General features: G+C 51.7%; 13 protein-coding genes. 2 read left to right on the top strand and 11 right to left on the bottom strand.

What is annotated here, in order from left to right; translation table 11 throughout:
* Positions 1-2 precede the first annotated feature (2 nt).
* The 5 genes from oppC to ACK13D_RS05950 form a co-directional block, all read right to left on the bottom strand.
* Positions 3-911 (bottom strand): oligopeptide ABC transporter permease OppC, encoded by a 909-nt coding sequence (gene oppC / locus ACK13D_RS05930; RefSeq protein ID WP_010244382.1) that lies wholly within the window; start codon positions 909-911, stop codon positions 3-5.
* A 14-nt stretch (positions 912-925) separates the two neighbouring features.
* A complete protein-coding gene (gene oppB / locus ACK13D_RS05935; RefSeq protein ID WP_010244379.1) occupies positions 926-1846 on the bottom strand; it encodes an oligopeptide ABC transporter permease OppB in 921 nt (306 codons plus the stop codon).
* 92 nt (positions 1847-1938) lie between these two features.
* A complete protein-coding gene (gene oppA / locus ACK13D_RS05940; protein ID WP_418795915.1) occupies positions 1939-3579 on the bottom strand; it encodes an oligopeptide ABC transporter substrate-binding protein OppA in 1641 nt (546 codons plus the stop codon).
* A 156-nt stretch (positions 3580-3735) separates the two neighbouring features.
* On the bottom strand, positions 3736-5361 hold the full coding sequence (locus ACK13D_RS05945) for an ABC transporter substrate-binding protein (protein WP_418795917.1): 1626 nt from the start codon (positions 5359-5361) through the stop codon (positions 3736-3738).
* Positions 5362-5943: 582 nt separating this feature from the next.
* A complete protein-coding gene (locus ACK13D_RS05950; RefSeq protein WP_010244367.1) occupies positions 5944-6591 on the bottom strand; it encodes a YchE family NAAT transporter in 648 nt (215 codons plus the stop codon).
* Positions 6592-7051: 460 nt separating this feature from the next.
* Between ACK13D_RS05950 and adhE the strand changes: the two genes are divergently transcribed.
* Positions 7052-9739 (top strand): bifunctional acetaldehyde-CoA/alcohol dehydrogenase, encoded by a 2688-nt coding sequence (gene adhE / locus ACK13D_RS05955; protein ID WP_010244364.1) that lies wholly within the window; start codon positions 7052-7054, stop codon positions 9737-9739.
* A gap of 67 nt (positions 9740-9806) precedes the next feature.
* On the opposite strand, the gene tdk is transcribed toward adhE, so the two are convergent.
* Positions 9807-10427, bottom strand: a complete 621-nt coding sequence (gene tdk / locus ACK13D_RS05960) for a thymidine kinase (RefSeq protein WP_010244362.1) — start codon at positions 10425-10427, stop codon at positions 9807-9809.
* 409 nt (positions 10428-10836) lie between these two features.
* Between tdk and hns the strand changes: the two genes are divergently transcribed.
* Positions 10837-11244, top strand: coding sequence for a histone-like nucleoid-structuring protein H-NS (gene hns, locus ACK13D_RS05965; protein ID WP_010244359.1), 408 nt, complete (start codon positions 10837-10839; stop codon positions 11242-11244).
* Positions 11245-11331: 87 nt separating this feature from the next.
* On the opposite strand, the gene ACK13D_RS05970 is transcribed toward hns, so the two are convergent.
* From ACK13D_RS05970 to rssA, 5 genes are all read right to left on the bottom strand, one after another.
* Positions 11332-12339: an NAD-dependent epimerase gene (locus tag ACK13D_RS05970; RefSeq protein WP_010244357.1), complete on the bottom strand. Its 1008-nt coding sequence runs from the start codon at positions 12337-12339 to the stop codon at positions 11332-11334.
* Between the two features lie 14 nt (positions 12340-12353).
* Positions 12354-13694 carry a UDP-glucose dehydrogenase family protein gene (locus tag ACK13D_RS05975; protein WP_031593141.1) on the bottom strand — a complete coding sequence of 447 codons (1341 nt, stop codon included), beginning with the start codon at positions 13692-13694 and terminating at the stop codon, positions 12354-12356.
* Positions 13695-13716: 22 nt separating this feature from the next.
* Positions 13717-14625 (bottom strand): UTP--glucose-1-phosphate uridylyltransferase GalU, encoded by a 909-nt coding sequence (gene galU / locus ACK13D_RS05980; RefSeq protein ID WP_008925296.1) that lies wholly within the window; start codon positions 14623-14625, stop codon positions 13717-13719.
* A 193-nt stretch (positions 14626-14818) separates the two neighbouring features.
* Complete coding sequence (gene rssB / locus ACK13D_RS05985; protein WP_010244345.1) at positions 14819-15835, bottom strand: two-component system response regulator RssB; 1017 nt, start codon at positions 15833-15835, stop codon at positions 14819-14821.
* 99 nt (positions 15836-15934) lie between these two features.
* Positions 15935-16840 (bottom strand): patatin-like phospholipase RssA, encoded by a 906-nt coding sequence (gene rssA / locus ACK13D_RS05990; RefSeq protein WP_010244341.1) that lies wholly within the window; start codon positions 16838-16840, stop codon positions 15935-15937.
* Positions 16841-16921: the final 81 nt, after the last annotated feature.

The following is a 16921-nucleotide window of genomic DNA, read 5'->3' on the forward strand; positions in this document are numbered from 1 at the left end:
CCTTAACGATCTTTCGGGTCGAGGGCATCACGCAGGCCATCGCCGATAAAGTTGAAACAGAACAGCGTGACTACCAGGAAACCTGCCGGATAGAGCAGCAGCCACGGCGACACTTCCATCGAGTTTGCCCCGTCGCTGAGGAGTGCGCCCCAGCTGCTCAGCGGCTCCTGCGTACCCAGTCCCAGGAAGCTCAGGAAGGATTCAAACAGGATCATGCTCGGCACCAGCAGCGAGGCGTAAACCACTACCACGCCCAGCACGTTCGGCACGATGTGGCGCACCACGATTTTCCAGGTCGATACCCCGCCCACATGGGCCGCTTCGATAAACTCTTTGCGCTTCAGGCTCAGCGTCTGGCCACGCACAATACGCGCCATATCGAGCCACGAAACCATGCCGATAGCAGCAAAAATCAGCAGGATATTGCGACCAAAAAAGGTCACCAGCAGGATCACGAAGAACATAAACGGGAAGGAGTTAAGGATTTCCAGAATACGCATCATCACCGAGTCTGTTTTGCCGCCGAGATAGCCAGCAATCGAGCCATAGAGCGTCCCGACAATCACCGCGATCAGCGCAGAAGCCACGCCCACCATCAGCGAGATGCGGCCACCGATAGCCACTCGCACCAGCAGGTCACGACCCGAAGAATCAGTGCCGAACCAGTGACCAGAGGTGGTATCGGGCGGCGAGGACATCATGGCCCAGTCGGTATCGTCGTAGGTGAACTGCGCCAGCATCGGCGCAAAGATCACGAACAGGGTGATCAGGAACAGCACCAGCAGGCTGATGGAGGCAGCGCGGTTATGAATAAAACGACGACGCGCGTCCTGCCAGAGACTACGCCCTTCTACTTCCAGCTTCTCACTGAACGCATCAAGAGCTTCGCTGTTTTTCTTACTTAACATCATGGCGAACTCCGCAATCAGTAACGAATTTTGGGATCGATAACGGCATAGAGCACGTCAACAATCGCGTTGAATACGATGGTCAGCAAACCCACCAGAATGGTCAGGCTCATCACCAGTGAGTAGTCACGGTTCAGGGCGCCGTTCACAAACAGCTGACCGATGCCCGGCAGACCGTAGATCGACTCAATCACCATCGACCCGGTGATGATGCCGACAAATGCCGGTCCCATGTAGGAGATCACCGGCAGCAACGCCGGTTTCAGTGCATGACGCATTACAATGCGGCGCAGCGGTAAGCCTTTGGCGCGCGCGGTGCGGATAAAGTTGGAGTGCATCACTTCAATCATCGATCCACGGGTGATACGCGCGATACTGGCGATGTAAGCCAGCGACAGCGCCACCATCGGCAGCAGCATGTAGTTCCACTGCCCACCATTCCAGCCGCCGCCCGGCAGCCACTTCAGGGTGATGGCGAACAGCAGAACCAGCAACGGCGCGACCACGAAGCTGGGTATCACCACGCCGGTCATTGCCACCCCCATCACCGCAAAATCCCACAAGCTGTTCTGTTTGAGCGCAGCGATAACTCCGGCCGTGACGCCAAGTACCACCGCCAGCAGAAACGCGGCCAGCCCAAGTTTGGCCGAGACCGGGAACGCATGCGCGACCAGGTAGTTGACCGAATAATCTTTGTATTTAAAGGATGGGCCGAAGTCGCCGTGCGCCAGCTGCACCAGGTAATCGACATACTGCTTACCGATAGGATCGTTGAGGTGATATTTCGCCTCAATGTTGGCCATCACTTCCGGTGCCAGGGTGCGCTCGCCAGTAAACGGGCTGCCGGGTGCCAGTCGCATCATAAAGAAGGAGATGGTAATCAGGACGAACAGCGTCGGGAGCGCTTCAAGCAAGCGACGCAGGATGAATTTTAACATTGCCGTACCTACCAGGCTGTTGCTTCACAACATATAAAAAAAATTAAAAGGCGGCGCCAGACGCGCCGCCACTGCTGATAGCCTGAATGCTATTAGTGTTTGATGATGTAGATGTTTTTATCGAGCGTTTTATCCAGTGGATCTTTACCGGTATAACCGCCGACATAAGGTTTCACCAGACGGGTGTTCACGTAGTAGTAAACCGGGACGATGGTGCTGTCTTTATCCATGATCTGCTCGGCCTGCTGATAGTCAGCTGCACGGGCTTTAGCATCCGGGGCCTTAATCGCGTCGCGAATCACTTTGTCAAACGCATCGCTCTTATAGTGCGAGGTGTTACTGCTGCTGTTGGACAGCATGGTGTTCAGGAAGGAAGTCGGTTCATTGTAGTCCGCACACCATGCCGCACGGGAAACATCGTAGTTACCCTGATGACGGGTATCCAGGAAGGTTTTCCACTCCTGGTTTTCCAGCTTGATGTTCACGCCGATATTTTTCTTCCAGATCGAGGAGGCAGCAATCGCCAGCTTTTTGTGCAGATCGGAGGTGTTATAGAGCAGGTTAAAGGTCAGCGGTTTGTCGGCGGTGTAGCCCGCTTCGGCCAGCAGCTTTTTCGCCTCGGCATTACGCTTGTCCTGTGACCATTTGAACCAGTCTGGCGGCAGAATGTCCATGCCGTCGGTCGCTGGTGGCGTGTAGCTATAGGCAGGTTTCTGGCCCTGCGCCAGCACTTTATTCACCATGATGTCACGATCCAGACCCAGCTTCAGGGCAGCGCGCACGCGCGGATCGGTGAATGGCGCTTTCTGGTTGTTGATTTCGTAGTAATAGGTGCAGAGATATGGATCGACGTGCAGCTCTTTACCGTTGTCACGCTGCAGCTTTTTAAACAGCTCAATTGGCAGGTTGTTATAGGTCATGTCGCTGCCGTTCTCGGAGAAGTAACGGTTAACGTCACTGACTTCTGAACTGATCGGCAGGAAGGTGACTTTGTTCAGCACCGTATGCTCATTGTCCCAGTAGTTCGGGTTACGCACCAGGGTGATACGTTCGTTAATCACGTGCGCTTCAAGCTTAAAGGCACCGTTGCCGACCCAGTTCTGCGGCTGCGTCCACTGATCGCCAAATTTCTCAATCGCCGGTTTGTAAACCGGTGACATGACGGAGTTAATCAGCAGCTTATCAAAATAGGGAACCGGCTCGCTCAGGGTGACTTCCAGCGTGTGGTCATCAATAGCTTTTACGCCCAGATCGGTAACTGGTTTTTTACCGGCGATGATGTCATCGACGTTCAGGATATGACCATACTGCGGATAGCTGGCATACGGTGAGGCGGTTTTAGGATCGACCAGACGCTCCCAGCTGTAGACGAAGTCCTGCGCGGTGACCGGCTCGCCATTGGACCATTTGGCATTTTTACGTAAGTGGAAAGTCCACACTTTGAAATCTTTATTTTCATAGCTTTCCGCTACGGCCGGGATCGGTTTACCGTTGCTGTCATTGACCAGCAGACCTTCGTAAAGATCACGCGCTACGTTGTCTTCCGGCACACCTTCAATTTTGTGCGGATCGAGCGACTGCACTTCATCGCCATTGCCGCGAACCAGCTCCTGTTTTGCGGCCAGCTCAACGCCCGCAGGCACCGTTGCTGCGAAAGCCGCATTCCCTGCCAGGGCACTCACTGCGGCGAAAACGCCCGCTGCAATCAGGCTTTTTTTCGTGATGTTGTTCATTATTACACTCCAGTTTTATTATCGTCACCGTGGCGATGCTCTGCCCCGGCGTCCCCCGTCTGCGGGCTCCCTGGCCTGTTACCAGGGAGATTGACCCCAAAAAAAGGTCTGTTTGCTGATGCGCTTTCCGACTGTCTCGCCGAACGGGCGATCAGATCAGTGTTTTTTGATGAAATAGTACTTCAGGTCTGTCATGTCCTGCGGGTCTTTGCCCGTGAAGCCGCCAACCCAGGGCTTCACCAGGCGCACACTTACGCGGTAGTAAACTGGCACAATTGGTGAGTCTTTGTCGAGTTGTGTTTCAGCCTGCTGATACAGGCCGGCGCGCTGCGCCTCGCTGCCCGCCGTCAGCGTCTCCGCCATCAGACGATCAAAGATCGCGCTGCTGTAAAACGCGGTGTTGATCGAGGCGTTGCTGATCAGCATGTTCAGGAAGGTTGAGGGTTCGTTGTAGTCGGCACACCAGGTGGCGCGCACTACGTCATACTGCGCCTGATGCCGGGTCTCCAGCATGGTTTTCCACTCCTGATTCTGCAGCGTCACCTTAGCACCCAGGTTTTTTTGCCACATCGACGCGGCCGCAATCGCCTGTCGTTTGTTCTGATCGGAAGTGTTATAGAGCAGCGTAAAGGTCAGCGGATGGGCAGCATCAAAGCCGGCCTCTGCCAGCAGTTTCTTCGCGGCTTCATTACGCTGCGCCTGCGTCCAGGTAAACCAGGCAGGTGGAGTGAGTTTGATACCGGCGGTAAAAGGCGGTGTCAGGCTGTAAGCCGGAATCTGCCCCTGGGCCATGATCTTATTGGCTATCACCTCGCGATCGAGTGTCATTTTCAGCGCGGCACGCACCCGTGCATCGGTAAACGGCGGCTTTTTGTTATTAATCTCGTAGTAGAAGGTGCAGAGTAGCGGGCTGACCTTCACTTCATCGCCCAGCTCTTTGCGCAGCTTGCCAAACATCTCTGGTGGCACCGCACTGTTGGTAATATCCGTGCCGCCGCTGCGGTAGCGATTGATATCGCTGTTTTCAGAGGCGATCGGCAGGAATGTCCCCTGTTCAATCACGGTGTGCGCATTATCCCAGTAGCGAGGATTACGCTTCACGACAATTTTTTCATTCACTACCCAGTCGCTTAGCGTGTAGGCGCCGTTGCCGATGTAGTGACCCGGGCGGGTCCAGGCTTCCCCCCACTGCTTAATGGCTGGCTCATAAACCGGTTTCATCGCCGTATGCGCTAACATCGCCACCAGGTAAGGCACCGGCTCACTCAGGGTAATTTGCAGCCGATGGGCATCCAGCGCCTTCACGCCCAGCTGATCGGGTGACGCTTTACCGGCAAGGATGGCATCGATATTGGCAAAATGGGCTGCCTGCAGATAGCTGGAGTAAGGCGACGCGGTTGTCGGGTCCACCAGACGGCGCCAGCTGTAGACGAAATCAACGGCGGTAACCGGCTCACCGTTGCTCCACTTCGCATCCTCCCGAAGATTAAAAATCCAGACGGTGGGTTGCGGGTTTTCCCAGCTTTTAGCGACGCCAGGAACCACCTGCCCGCTGTTATCGGTATTGACCAGGCCGTCCAGCAGGTTGTGAATAATATTGGATTCCGGCACGCCTTCGGTTTTATGCGGATCCAGCGAGGAGACTTCACTGCCGTTATTGATCACAATCTGTTGCTGCGCGGCCAGTGTTGTACCCGGCGGCACCGTGGCGGCATAGGCTGGCGAAAAAGCCATTAACAAAACGACTGCGAGTGTTGACCGCTGCTGCTGCAAATTCTTCATCCCAATCATGCGAAACGCCAACCTTAAATTAAGTATCCCGACAGGCTTAAGCAAAAAGCGTTCTCACTTTGGGCTTTCGGAGAAAAAATTTTACGTTGGGCCAAAAATTATCAGAAGCCGCGAAGGCGCGCCAAAGCAAAATAGCTAAAATGTTAACTAATTCTCTTTTATCATGAGAAGTCAGGCAGCGGAAGTGTTAATTTTCGTCCTGAAAATATCATATCGATATGAAAAATAGACTATTTAGCTGGAAACCCCTCTCAGGAGCGGAAAGCAGCGACAAACAGCCTCTTTTTTGGCACTTATATTGGGGAATCTGGCTTCAGCGTGATGAAATTTAAGATAGCGTGATTATTCTGGCAGTTTGTGAGGCTTACACGAAAATAGAGAGCAGAATATCGTGTGAAAATAGTGACATTATTTCGCAGAAAAAAGTCTGTGAGCCAGCGCGCAGTAATGAAATTTATAATTGCCTGATTCTGTTAAGCACAACGAATAATTGCATCGTAATGGTGCATAAAATGCCCCTCCTGCACCATTACGGATCATTATTTCACTTCACTCTCTGAAATAAGTGAGCGTTTAATTGAGTAAGCCGGGAAAAATGGACTTCATGCCGGTGACAACAAATTCGATGCCCAGCGCCATCAGTAACAGACCCATAATACGCGTAATGACGTTGATACCGGTCTGGCCAAGAATACGCACCATTAACGGCGCGGCCCGAAAGAGTAACCAGCAGCAGAATGCAAAGATCGCAATCGCCAGGGTGAACCCCAGCAGATTTATCCAGCTGTGGTAGCGGGTGCTCCAGACAATGGTCGAGCTGATAGCACCCGGCCCCGCCATCAGAGGCAACGCCAGCGGCACAACCCCCACACTTTCACGAATCGCCGTTTCTGACTTCTCCTGCTTATTCTGCTTATCTTCGCCCAGCTTGCCGCTGATCATCGACATCGCAATGGTGACGACCAGGATCCCACCCGCGATGCGGAAGGAGTCAATCGAGATGCCAAACACATGCAGAATCGCATCCCCAAGGAACAGTGACGTCCAGAGAATAATAGCAACCGCCAGATTGGCAGTGAGGTTGGTTTTGTTACGCTCAGCCACCCCCTGATAACGGGTCATGCTGATAAAGACCGGAATAATTCCCACCGGATTGACCAGCGCAAAGAGCCCGACAAAAAATTTTATATAGCCTGATAAATCTAACAGCGCAGGGTTCACGACTTTACTCCGTACCACAGGGGGGGAAAACGCGCCTAATGTATGTGAAAACAGGCACGGACGCCAGATGCTGACTCAGCTATTTATACTGTTGAATGACGGCGCATCCAGCGCGTTACCCCAGAGATTAAAAAGTGACTGGATTTAGCCGCTACCAGGCAGATGACGTGAAGAGGTAACCAATTTGATAAACAAAGGGCGTAAAGGGGAGCTGAAAGGTGTCAGCTTGCGGTTAAATTGATCTGCATCAAAATTGCCCTACCCCAAACCAGGTAATCTTTTCGCAACGGAAGTATTAGCGGCAGCGAAGAAAATCTCACTGACTGCAACAGAAGACTAGTTCAGTAAACAGTTGAAAATCCGGGCGTTCTGACCCAGTCCAACGCCTTATGGCAACGTGACTATACTCAGGGCGCAGGATTGTTTACTAAAAAAGTTTAACTTCCTTCAGGAGAACACCATGGCCGTAACCAATGTCGCCGAACTTAATGCACTGGTTGAACGTGTAAAAAAAGCCCAGCGTGAATATGCCAACTTTTCTCAACAACAGGTCGACGCCATCTTCCGTGCCGCCGCCCTCGCCGCCGCAGACGCCCGAATCCCGCTTGCCAAGATGGCCGTTGCCGAATCCGGTATGGGCATCGTCGAAGACAAAGTGATCAAAAACCATTTTGCTTCAGAATATATCTACAACGCTTATAAAGATGAAAAAACCTGTGGTGTGTTAGCCACGGATGATACTTTCGGCACCATTACCATCGCCGAACCTATTGGCCTGATTTGCGGTATCGTCCCGACGACCAACCCCACTTCAACCGCCATCTTCAAAGCATTAATCAGCCTTAAAACCCGTAACGGCATCATTTTCTCTCCCCATCCACGCGCCAAAGATGCGACCAACAAAGCTGCAGACATCGTATTGCAGGCGGCGGTGGCTGCCGGTGCGCCAAAAGATATTATCGGCTGGATCGACGCACCTTCCGTTGAGCTGTCAAATCAACTGATGCATCACCCTGACATCAACCTGATTCTCGCCACTGGCGGTCCGGGCATGGTGAAAGCGGCTTACAGCTCCGGTAAACCTGCGATTGGTGTCGGTGCGGGTAATACGCCGGTCGTGATTGATGAAACCGCCGATCTGAAACGTGCGGTTGCGTCGATTCTGATGTCGAAAACCTTTGATAACGGGGTTATCTGCGCCTCTGAACAATCGGTGATTGTGGTTGATTCAGTCTATGACGCGGTGCGTGAACGTTTCGCCAGCCACGGCGGTTATATGCTGCAGGGTGCCGAACTGAGTGCGGTGCAGAATATTATTCTGAAAAACGGCGGCCTGAATGCGGCTATCGTAGGCCAGCCAGCGTTCAAAATTGCGGAGATGGCCGGTATCAGCGTGCCACCGAGCACTAAGATTCTGATTGGCGAAGTGAAGCTGGTGGATGAGTCTGAGCCGTTCGCCCATGAAAAACTCTCACCAACCCTTGCGATGTATCGGGCGAAAGATTTCCAGGATGCGGTCGCGAAAGCAGAAAAACTGGTCGCCATGGGCGGTATCGGCCACACCTCCTGTCTCTATACCGATCAGGACAACCAGACCGAACGCGTTCACTACTTCGGCGACAAAATGAAAACCGCGCGTATTCTGATCAACACCCCCGCCTCGCAGGGTGGTATCGGCGACCTCTACAACTTTAAACTGGCGCCGTCTCTGACGCTGGGTTGTGGTTCGTGGGGCGGAAACTCTATTTCAGAGAACGTCGGTCCAAAACATCTGATCAATACCAAAACTGTCGCCAAGCGAGCTGAGAATATGTTGTGGCATAAACTTCCAAAATCCATCTACTTCCGTCGGGGTTCACTGCCAATTGCGCTGGAAGAAGTGGCAACGGATGGCGCGAAACGTGCCTTTATCGTCACTGACCGCTTCCTGTTCAATAACGGCTATGCCGACCAGGTGACCCGCGTGCTGAAATCACACGGCATTGAAACGGAAGTGTTCTTCGAAGTTGAAGCTGACCCGACGCTGAGCATCGTGCGTAAAGGTGCTGAGCAGATGAACAGCTTCAAACCGGATGTCATCATCGCGCTGGGCGGTGGCTCACCGATGGATGCCGCGAAAATCATGTGGGTGATGTACGAACATCCGGAAACTCACTTCGAGGAGCTGGCGTTACGTTTCATGGATATCCGTAAACGTATCTACAAGTTCCCGAAAATGGGTGTCAAAGCGCGCATGATTGCCATCACCACCACGTCCGGTACCGGTTCTGAAGTCACGCCGTTTGCTGTAGTGACCGATGATGCGACGGGTCAGAAATATCCGCTCGCTGACTACGCACTGACGCCTGATATGGCGATTGTCGATGCCAACCTGGTGATGGATATGCCGCGTTCACTCTGCGCCTTCGGCGGTCTGGATGCCGTGACCCACGCGCTGGAAGCTTATGTTTCAGTACTGGCGAATGAATACTCTGACGGACAGGCGCTGCAGGCGCTGAAACTGCTGAAAGAGAATCTGCCAGCCAGCTATGCCGAAGGCGCCAAAAATCCGGTGGCGCGTGAGCGCGTACACAATGCCGCCACTATCGCCGGTATTGCGTTTGCCAACGCCTTCCTCGGGGTTTGTCACTCAATGGCGCATAAGCTGGGTTCAGAGTTCCATATCCCACACGGCCTGGCCAACGCCCTGTTAATCTCTAACGTTATTCGCTACAACGCGAATGACAACCCGACTAAACAGACCGCTTTCAGCCAGTACGATCGCCCTCAGGCACGCCGTCGCTACGCCGAGATTGCTGACCATCTGGGTCTGAGCGCACCAGGCGACCGCACCGCGCAGAAAATTGAGAAGCTGCTCGCCTGGCTGGATGAGATTAAAACTGAACTTGGTATTCCAACCTCTATCCGTGAGGCGGGTGTGCAGGAAGCGGACTTCCTGGCGAAAGTCGATAAACTGGCCGATGATGCGTTTGATGACCAGTGTACCGGCGCTAACCCACGTTATCCGCTGATTGCTGAACTGAAACAGATTATGCTTGATACCTACTACGGTCGTGAATTTGTCGAACCGTTCTCAAGCGTAGCCGAAGCCATTGCTGAGCAGCCGGTAAAAGGTATTAAGCTTGAGAAGAAAGCCAAAAAAGTCTGATAGTGCCGTTCTGACTGTCTGATAAAAAACCCGCTTCGGCGGGTTTTTTATTGCCTGAATAATAGGGTTAATTCAGCGGAGTCTGAGCGCCATGGATCGCCTGCAACGATCCCTGCTCTATCGCCTGTTTATAATGCTTACGGCAGACTGAGATATAACGTTCGTTACCGCCAATCACCACCTGCTCACCCTCACTGAAAGGTTTGCCCTCGCTATCCAGTCGCAGAACCATACTGGCCTTGCGCCCACAGTGACAAATAGTTTTGAGTTCAACCAGCTTATCTGCCCACGCCAGCAGATACTGACTGCCAACAAACAGTTCACCGCGAAAATCCGTGCGCAGACCATAACAGAGCACCGGGATATCAAGGTCGTCTACGACATCTGACAGCGCTTTAACCTGCTCACGGGTCAGGAACTGACTCTCATCAACCAGCACGCAATGGACAGGCTGAACGGCATGTTCAGCAGCGATGTCGCTGTAGAGTGATGTCTCTGCGTTGTATAGCAAGGCCGGTGACGATAGTCCGATACGGGAACTCACCTGCCCGGCACCAAAGCGATTATCGATTTCAGCGGTGTAAACCAGTGAACGCATGCCGCGCTCATGATAGTTATATGAGGATTGTAGCAGTGCGGTTGATTTCCCTGCATTCATGGCAGAGTAATAGAAATAGAGTTGAGCCATCGGCGCGTATCTTCATCAGGACTGAATGGAATGGCGCGCATATTACCACAAAGCGGCGGCAATACGTTGCGGTTGATGAGTGAATAAAGTGTAACGGCTGGCCGTTTATTCCTCTGCATGCCGTTTCCAGCGCCTGTTATGTGCAGTGCCGAACGGGATAAGTTTTGCTTATTTTACCCGCAACCAAATCAATGACGTTTTTGTTGCTGACCTGAATACATTAAATTTATTTGATATCGGACTAAAGGAAAATATTTTTATTCTGCACAACTGTGCAATTTTCTGGTGAAAATTATTTTTAGTCACCTGGGTAATTAGTGATATACATATTTTTATGATTGCAGTTATTTTATGTCGCCACTACTATTAGCGGGCAACACAACTTTTCCCTTATTCAGAGACCAGGACAATGAGCGAAGCACTAAAAGTTCTTAATAATATCCGTACGCTGCGCGCCCAGGCCAGAGAGTATTCCGTTGAAATACTGGAAGAGATGCTGGAAAAGCTGGACGTAGTAGTAAAAGAGCGCCGCGAAGAAGAGTCTCATTTTCAGGCAGAAAATGAAGAACGCACACGTAAACTTAATCAGTATCGTGAAATGCTACTGGCTGATGGTATTGACCCGAATGAACTGATTAACACGCTGACCGACACACGGACTGCGGCAAAAGGTAAACGCTCAGTACGTCCGGCTAAATATGGTTACACCGATGAAAAAGGCGAGTCAAGAACCTGGACCGGTCAGGGCCGCACACCGGCCGTGATTAAAAAAGCGCTGGAAGAACAGGGTAAAAAGCTGGACGATTTTTTACTGTAAAAACCCGCAGTGTGACTGCCTTCCTGGCAGCCTGATGCGCAATAAAAAAGGAAGCCGGAGCTTCCTTTTTTTCTTTTAAGCAGATACTCAGACGCGGTAAAAGTCGCGGTACCAGTCCACAAAGTTTTTAACGCCCTCTTCGACCCCGGTCTGCGGTTTGAATCCAATTGCCTTAAACAAGGCTTCGGTATCCGCACTGGTTTCCAGTACATCTCCAGGCTGCATTGGCATCAGATTTTTCTTCGCAGTAATGCCCAGGGCTTTTTCAATCGCTTCGATATAGTTCATCAACGTGACAGGCTGACTGTTTCCAATATTATAAACACGATAAGGCGCTGAACTGGTTGCCGGCGATCCGGTTTCAACTGTCCAGTTGTCGTCCTGTTGTGGAATAACATCCTGCAGGCGAACAATGGCTTCAGCAATATCGTCAATATAGGTAAAGTCGCGTTTCATCTGGCCCTGGTTATAAACGTCAATCGCCTCACCGGCAATCATTGCTCGGGTGAATTTGAATAACGCCATATCCGGACGGCCCCACGGGCCATAGACCGTAAAGAAGCGCAATCCAGTGGTCGGCAGCTGATAGAGATGCGAGTAAGTGTGTGACATTAACTCGTTGGCTTTTTTGGTCGCTGCATATAAAGAAACCGGATGATCAACGCTATCTTCGGTTGAGAACGGCATCTTGCGATTCAGACCATAGACTGAACTGGATGAGGCGTAGAGCAGATGTTCAATTTTATGATGACGGCAACCTTCAAGGATATTGAGGTGACCCGTCAGATTGGAGTCTGCGTAGGCATGAGGATTTTCAATGGAATACCGGACACCAGCCTGAGCGCCAAGATGGATAACGCGCTGGAATTTTTGCTGATCGAACAGTGACGCCATTGCGTCACGGTCCGCCAGGTCCATCTCAATAAAAGTAAAACCAGGATCGGCCTTAATTAAATTGAGACGGGCATGCTTGAGATTTACGTCGTAATAATCATTCAGGTTGTCGATACCGACAACCTGGTGACCGGCGGCCAGCAGACGCTGGCTGACATGAAAACCAATAAAACCTGCGGCGCCGGTGACCAGAAAGTTCATAAATCCCTCGTTAATTATGCAGTTTGAATAGACGCTCCGCGGCCGATTGCATAATAAACGAAACCGCGTTTGCTGATACGCTCTGGATCATACAGGTTACGACCATCAAAAATCACGGCTTCTTTCAGTGCATTTTTGATGATGTCGAAGTCAGGCGCACGGAAGTTTTGCCACTCCGTACAGATGACCAGACCGTCAGCGCCCTGCAGTGCGGCTTCTTTGGTACCCATCAGCTTAAGATCGCTGCGGTGACCGTAGATACGCTGTGCTTCATCCATCGCTTCAGGGTCAAACGCCTGAACAGATGCGCCAGCTTCCCACAGCGTTTCCATCAGCACACGGCTGGAGGCTTCACGCATGTCGTCAGTGTTCGGCTTAAATGACAGGCCCCAGAGCGCAAACGTTTTACCTTTCAGATCGTCACCAAAATGACGTTTGATAAAGGTTGGCAGCTTGTTTTTCTGGTTGTCATTCACATCTTCCACGGCCTGCAACAGACGTGGCTGATAGCCAATTGACTCAGCGGTACGTATTAACGCCTGCACATCTTTCGGGAAGCAGGAGCCGCCGTAACCACAGCCAGGATAGATAAAGTGGTAGCCAATGCGGGGATCGGAACCGATGCCCTGGCGTACTTTTTCAATATCCGCGCCTAAACGTTCAGCCAGGTTAGACATCTCATTCATAAAGCTGATTTTGGTGGCCAGCATGCAGTTTGCTGCATACTTGGTCAGCTCTGCGCTGCGGATATCCATCATGATCATACGATCGTGGTTACGGTTAAACGGCTCATAGAGCTCGCGTAACAGTTCTACCACGTCGTCGTTGTCAGTACCGACAACGATACGTTCTGGACGCATACAGTCATTGACTGCAGCACCTTCTTTGAGGAATTCCGGGTTAGATACCACATCAAAAGTGATGTTGGCGTCACGCGCTTTCAGCGCTTCCGTCATTACCGCACGAACTTTGTCTGCTGTGCCAACCGGAACGGTTGATTTGTCGATAACCACTTTGTGATCGTTCATATGCTGCGCAATGGTGCGCGCTACGGCGGTCACATATTTCAGATCGGCAGAGCCGTCTTCATCTGGTGGAGTACCAACTGCAATAAACTGCATAACACCATGGTTTACGCCCATCTCAGCATCAGTGCTGAACTTCAGACGACCCGCTTCGTAATTGGACATTACCAGCGGCGTTAAACCTGGTTCGAAAATAGGAATGATGCCTTTTTTCAGATTTTCGACTTTGTTTTCGTCGACATCAATGCAGAGAACGTCATGTCCGACTTCGGCTAACACCGCAGCCTGAACCAGACCGACATAGCCGATACCAAATACAGTGACTTTCATCGAGTTATCCTGTGTTTATGAATTACTTTTTGTTGCCAACTGCGCCATCGAGCCATTCAGAAAAATCTTTGCCCAATACCGGATGACGAACACCGTACTCAACGAAAGCCTGCATGTAGCCCAGTTTGTTACCACAGTCATGGCTGACGCCTTTCAGGTGATATGCTTCAACTGTCTCTTTTTCCATCAGCATTGCAATGGAGTCAGTCAGCTGAACTTCGCCGCCTGCACCTGGAGGCGTTTTAGCCAGCAGTGGCCAGATCTCTGAAGAGAGAACATAACGACCTACAACGGCCAGGTTTGATGGGGATTCTGACGCTTTAGGCTTCTCAACCACACCGACCATTGGTGCGCTGTCGCCTGGGTTCAGTTCTGCGCCCTGGCAATCGACAACACCGTATGCAGTCACATCGGCAACCGGCTCAACCATGATCTGGCTGCGGCCAGACTCTTCATAACGGCTCAGCATCTCTGCCAGGTTATCTTTGGTTGGGTTAGATTCATATTCGTCGATGATGACGTCTGGCAGGATAACCGCAAACGGCTCATCACCGATCAGTGGGTGTGCACACATTACAGCGTGACCCAGACCTTTAGCGATGCCCTGACGAACCTGCATGATGGTGACGTGTGGCGGGCAGATTGACTGGATTTCATCCAGCAGCTGACGCTTAACGCGTTTTTCCAGCATTGATTCCAGTTCGAAGCTGGTATCAAAGTGGTTTTCGATGGCATTTTTTGATGAATGCGTTACCAGCACAATTTCGTTGATGCCAGCAGCGATACACTCGTTAACGACATACTGGATTAACGGCTTATCAACCAGCGGTAACATTTCTTTAGGAATCGCTTTGGTAGCCGGGAGCATACGCGTACCCAAACCCGCTACCGGGATTACCGCTTTTTTTACTTTGGTATTATTGGCAGACATTAAGATACCTCTCTTATAGGCCGTTCAAGTTAATACTTGATATGTCGGTTTAAAATCGGAAATGAGTATATCAGTTAGTATCGAACGGATTTATCCTGGAAGGCACCAAACCGTCGAAATTAAGACTATTACCCAACTGTAAAGCTAAACTCTGGCCCTGTCCTCAGCGCCAGAATTCCTCTGTTTTTACGGCTTATTCTTCCGTCGATAGCATCAGCCGAATGCGCCCGCCCGCGCCCCAGACGTGGCATTGCCAGTTTTCTGCGCGCTGACTGATCTGGTTAAGATGGGTGCTGCCCATAGTGCCAAGGGGGACACCATTGCTGAGCTGAATCTGATGGGCATGAACATGGAGTGTGGCGTTCAATCCGGCCGAAACCAGAATTAAGTTCTTTAATCCGCGATGATAGTACCCAACCAGTAACGGGAACTGGCCGCTCAGGTTCGCCTGGCGCAGTAAAAGATTGACCTGTCTGAGCAGCCCATTGAGTTCCGGCAGACGCTGTTTCTGCCCGGTCAGTTGCTCCTGCAGCAGGCCATTGAACAGCGCCCGCAGCAGCAACGCTGCCAGCACGCCATTATCACCGGCACGGGTCACGTCCAGACAGTAGAACGCCAGATCTTTATCGGAGAGCGCCGCGATATCAAGCACCAGGCCAGGCTGCTCGGCCATCGTCAGCTGACGATAGTTAACCCGGCAGTTGGCAATAGTCTGCTGCACCGGTGGCTGGAGTTGCTTGAGCAGCTTGGCAGCCGCTTTAGGATCACGAACCAGCGCATCCCAGTCCTGGAACAGTTGTTCATCCTCTTCCACTTTCGAAGTGAACATAGAGGGATAGAGACACTCATAGACCGCTTCACGGAAGCGCTCAAAGTTTTTAAGTGGTTTAAGCAGCACATCCTGCACCCCAAGACGCAATACATGCGCAATATCCGACATGTTCTCGGTAGCTGAGATGATTAAAATCGGCACGATGTTGCCGCGGGTACGAATGTGCTCAACGAACTGGATGCCGCTCATGCGGGGCATTTCCAGATCGCAGATAATCAGGTCGACAGTATGCTGTTGTAGTTGTGCAATTGCTTCCAGACCATCTTCCGCTTGTAACGTCACAGCACCCATCGATAACAAAAATTGGTCCAGCAACGAACGGAAAACAGCCTCATCTTCGACAATGAGTATCTTTTTGCCGAGTAGTGGTTTTTCCATTCTTTCCCCCTGCGTACCAGATATTTCAATAGTGGTTCATAAAACGCAGTTGCGCCTTTAAGAATTGGCTGAAGTCACCGCTTTGAATGAACAACCTGATTATCTGCCACGGACCAGTGGTAATAGTTCATCCATTTTCTTCTCTACGGCGGCCTTGCCTGCTTCAATGGCTTCCTCAGCACGATGAAAGTCCAGCGTCGAAATTTGCGGACAGACCGGCTGAATCAAAACATCGGGCGGATCGCCTGCCATGCGATTCCGCTTCAGGCGATTTTCCAGCACCTGGATAGAGGTGGACATAATCTCCATCGCGCCAGGTGACTGAGACGCACGGCGCTGGCTGAAATTCACCAGACGCTGACGCAGCTTCCCACCCCAACTCAATGCCGCTGCGGCGGCTTCTTCTTCGCTATTCTGTGGTGTCACGGAAAAGAGATCCTGCTGCATTAAATGCGCGTCATGCTGTAAGTCAACGGCGATAACAATGTCTGCCCCCAGGGCACGGGTAAGTGAAATCGGCACCGGGTTGACCACGGCACCATCCACCAGCCAATACCCATTGTAGCCCACCGGCGGTAATAAACCTGGCATACTGCATGAAGCGCGTACTGCCTGATGCAGATCGCCCTCTGTCAGCCAGAGTTCACGACCGGTACTGAGGTTGGTCGCCACCACGCCAAAGGGTTTATGACAGTGCTCTATCGTGTCATTGGGGATCAGCTGACGAACATGGCTAAAGACCCGCTCACCGCGCAGCAGTCCGCCACGCTGCCAGGAGACATCCATCAGGCGAATAACATCCCAGTAGCGAAATGCACTGACCCATTTTTCCATCAGCGGCAGGCGGTTATTCACATAGGCAGATCCGACTAATGCCCCGACAGAGCAGCCCGCAACGACGTCGATCTCAATACCTGCACGCTCCAGCGCGTTGATCACGCCGATATGCGCCCATCCTTTGGCCGCTCCAGAACCCAGAGCCAATCCAATTTTTACCTTTCTCATTTCTGTCTGGTCCTGCCGTCAATACGTAGCATCACAACACGGGGTCAGCTAACATAGCGCGCTTGTAAAACCGACCCATCA

The organism is Pantoea sp. K16 (assembly GCF_048452805.1).
Classification (GTDB): Bacteria; Pseudomonadota; Gammaproteobacteria; order Enterobacterales; family Enterobacteriaceae; genus Pantoea; species Pantoea agglomerans.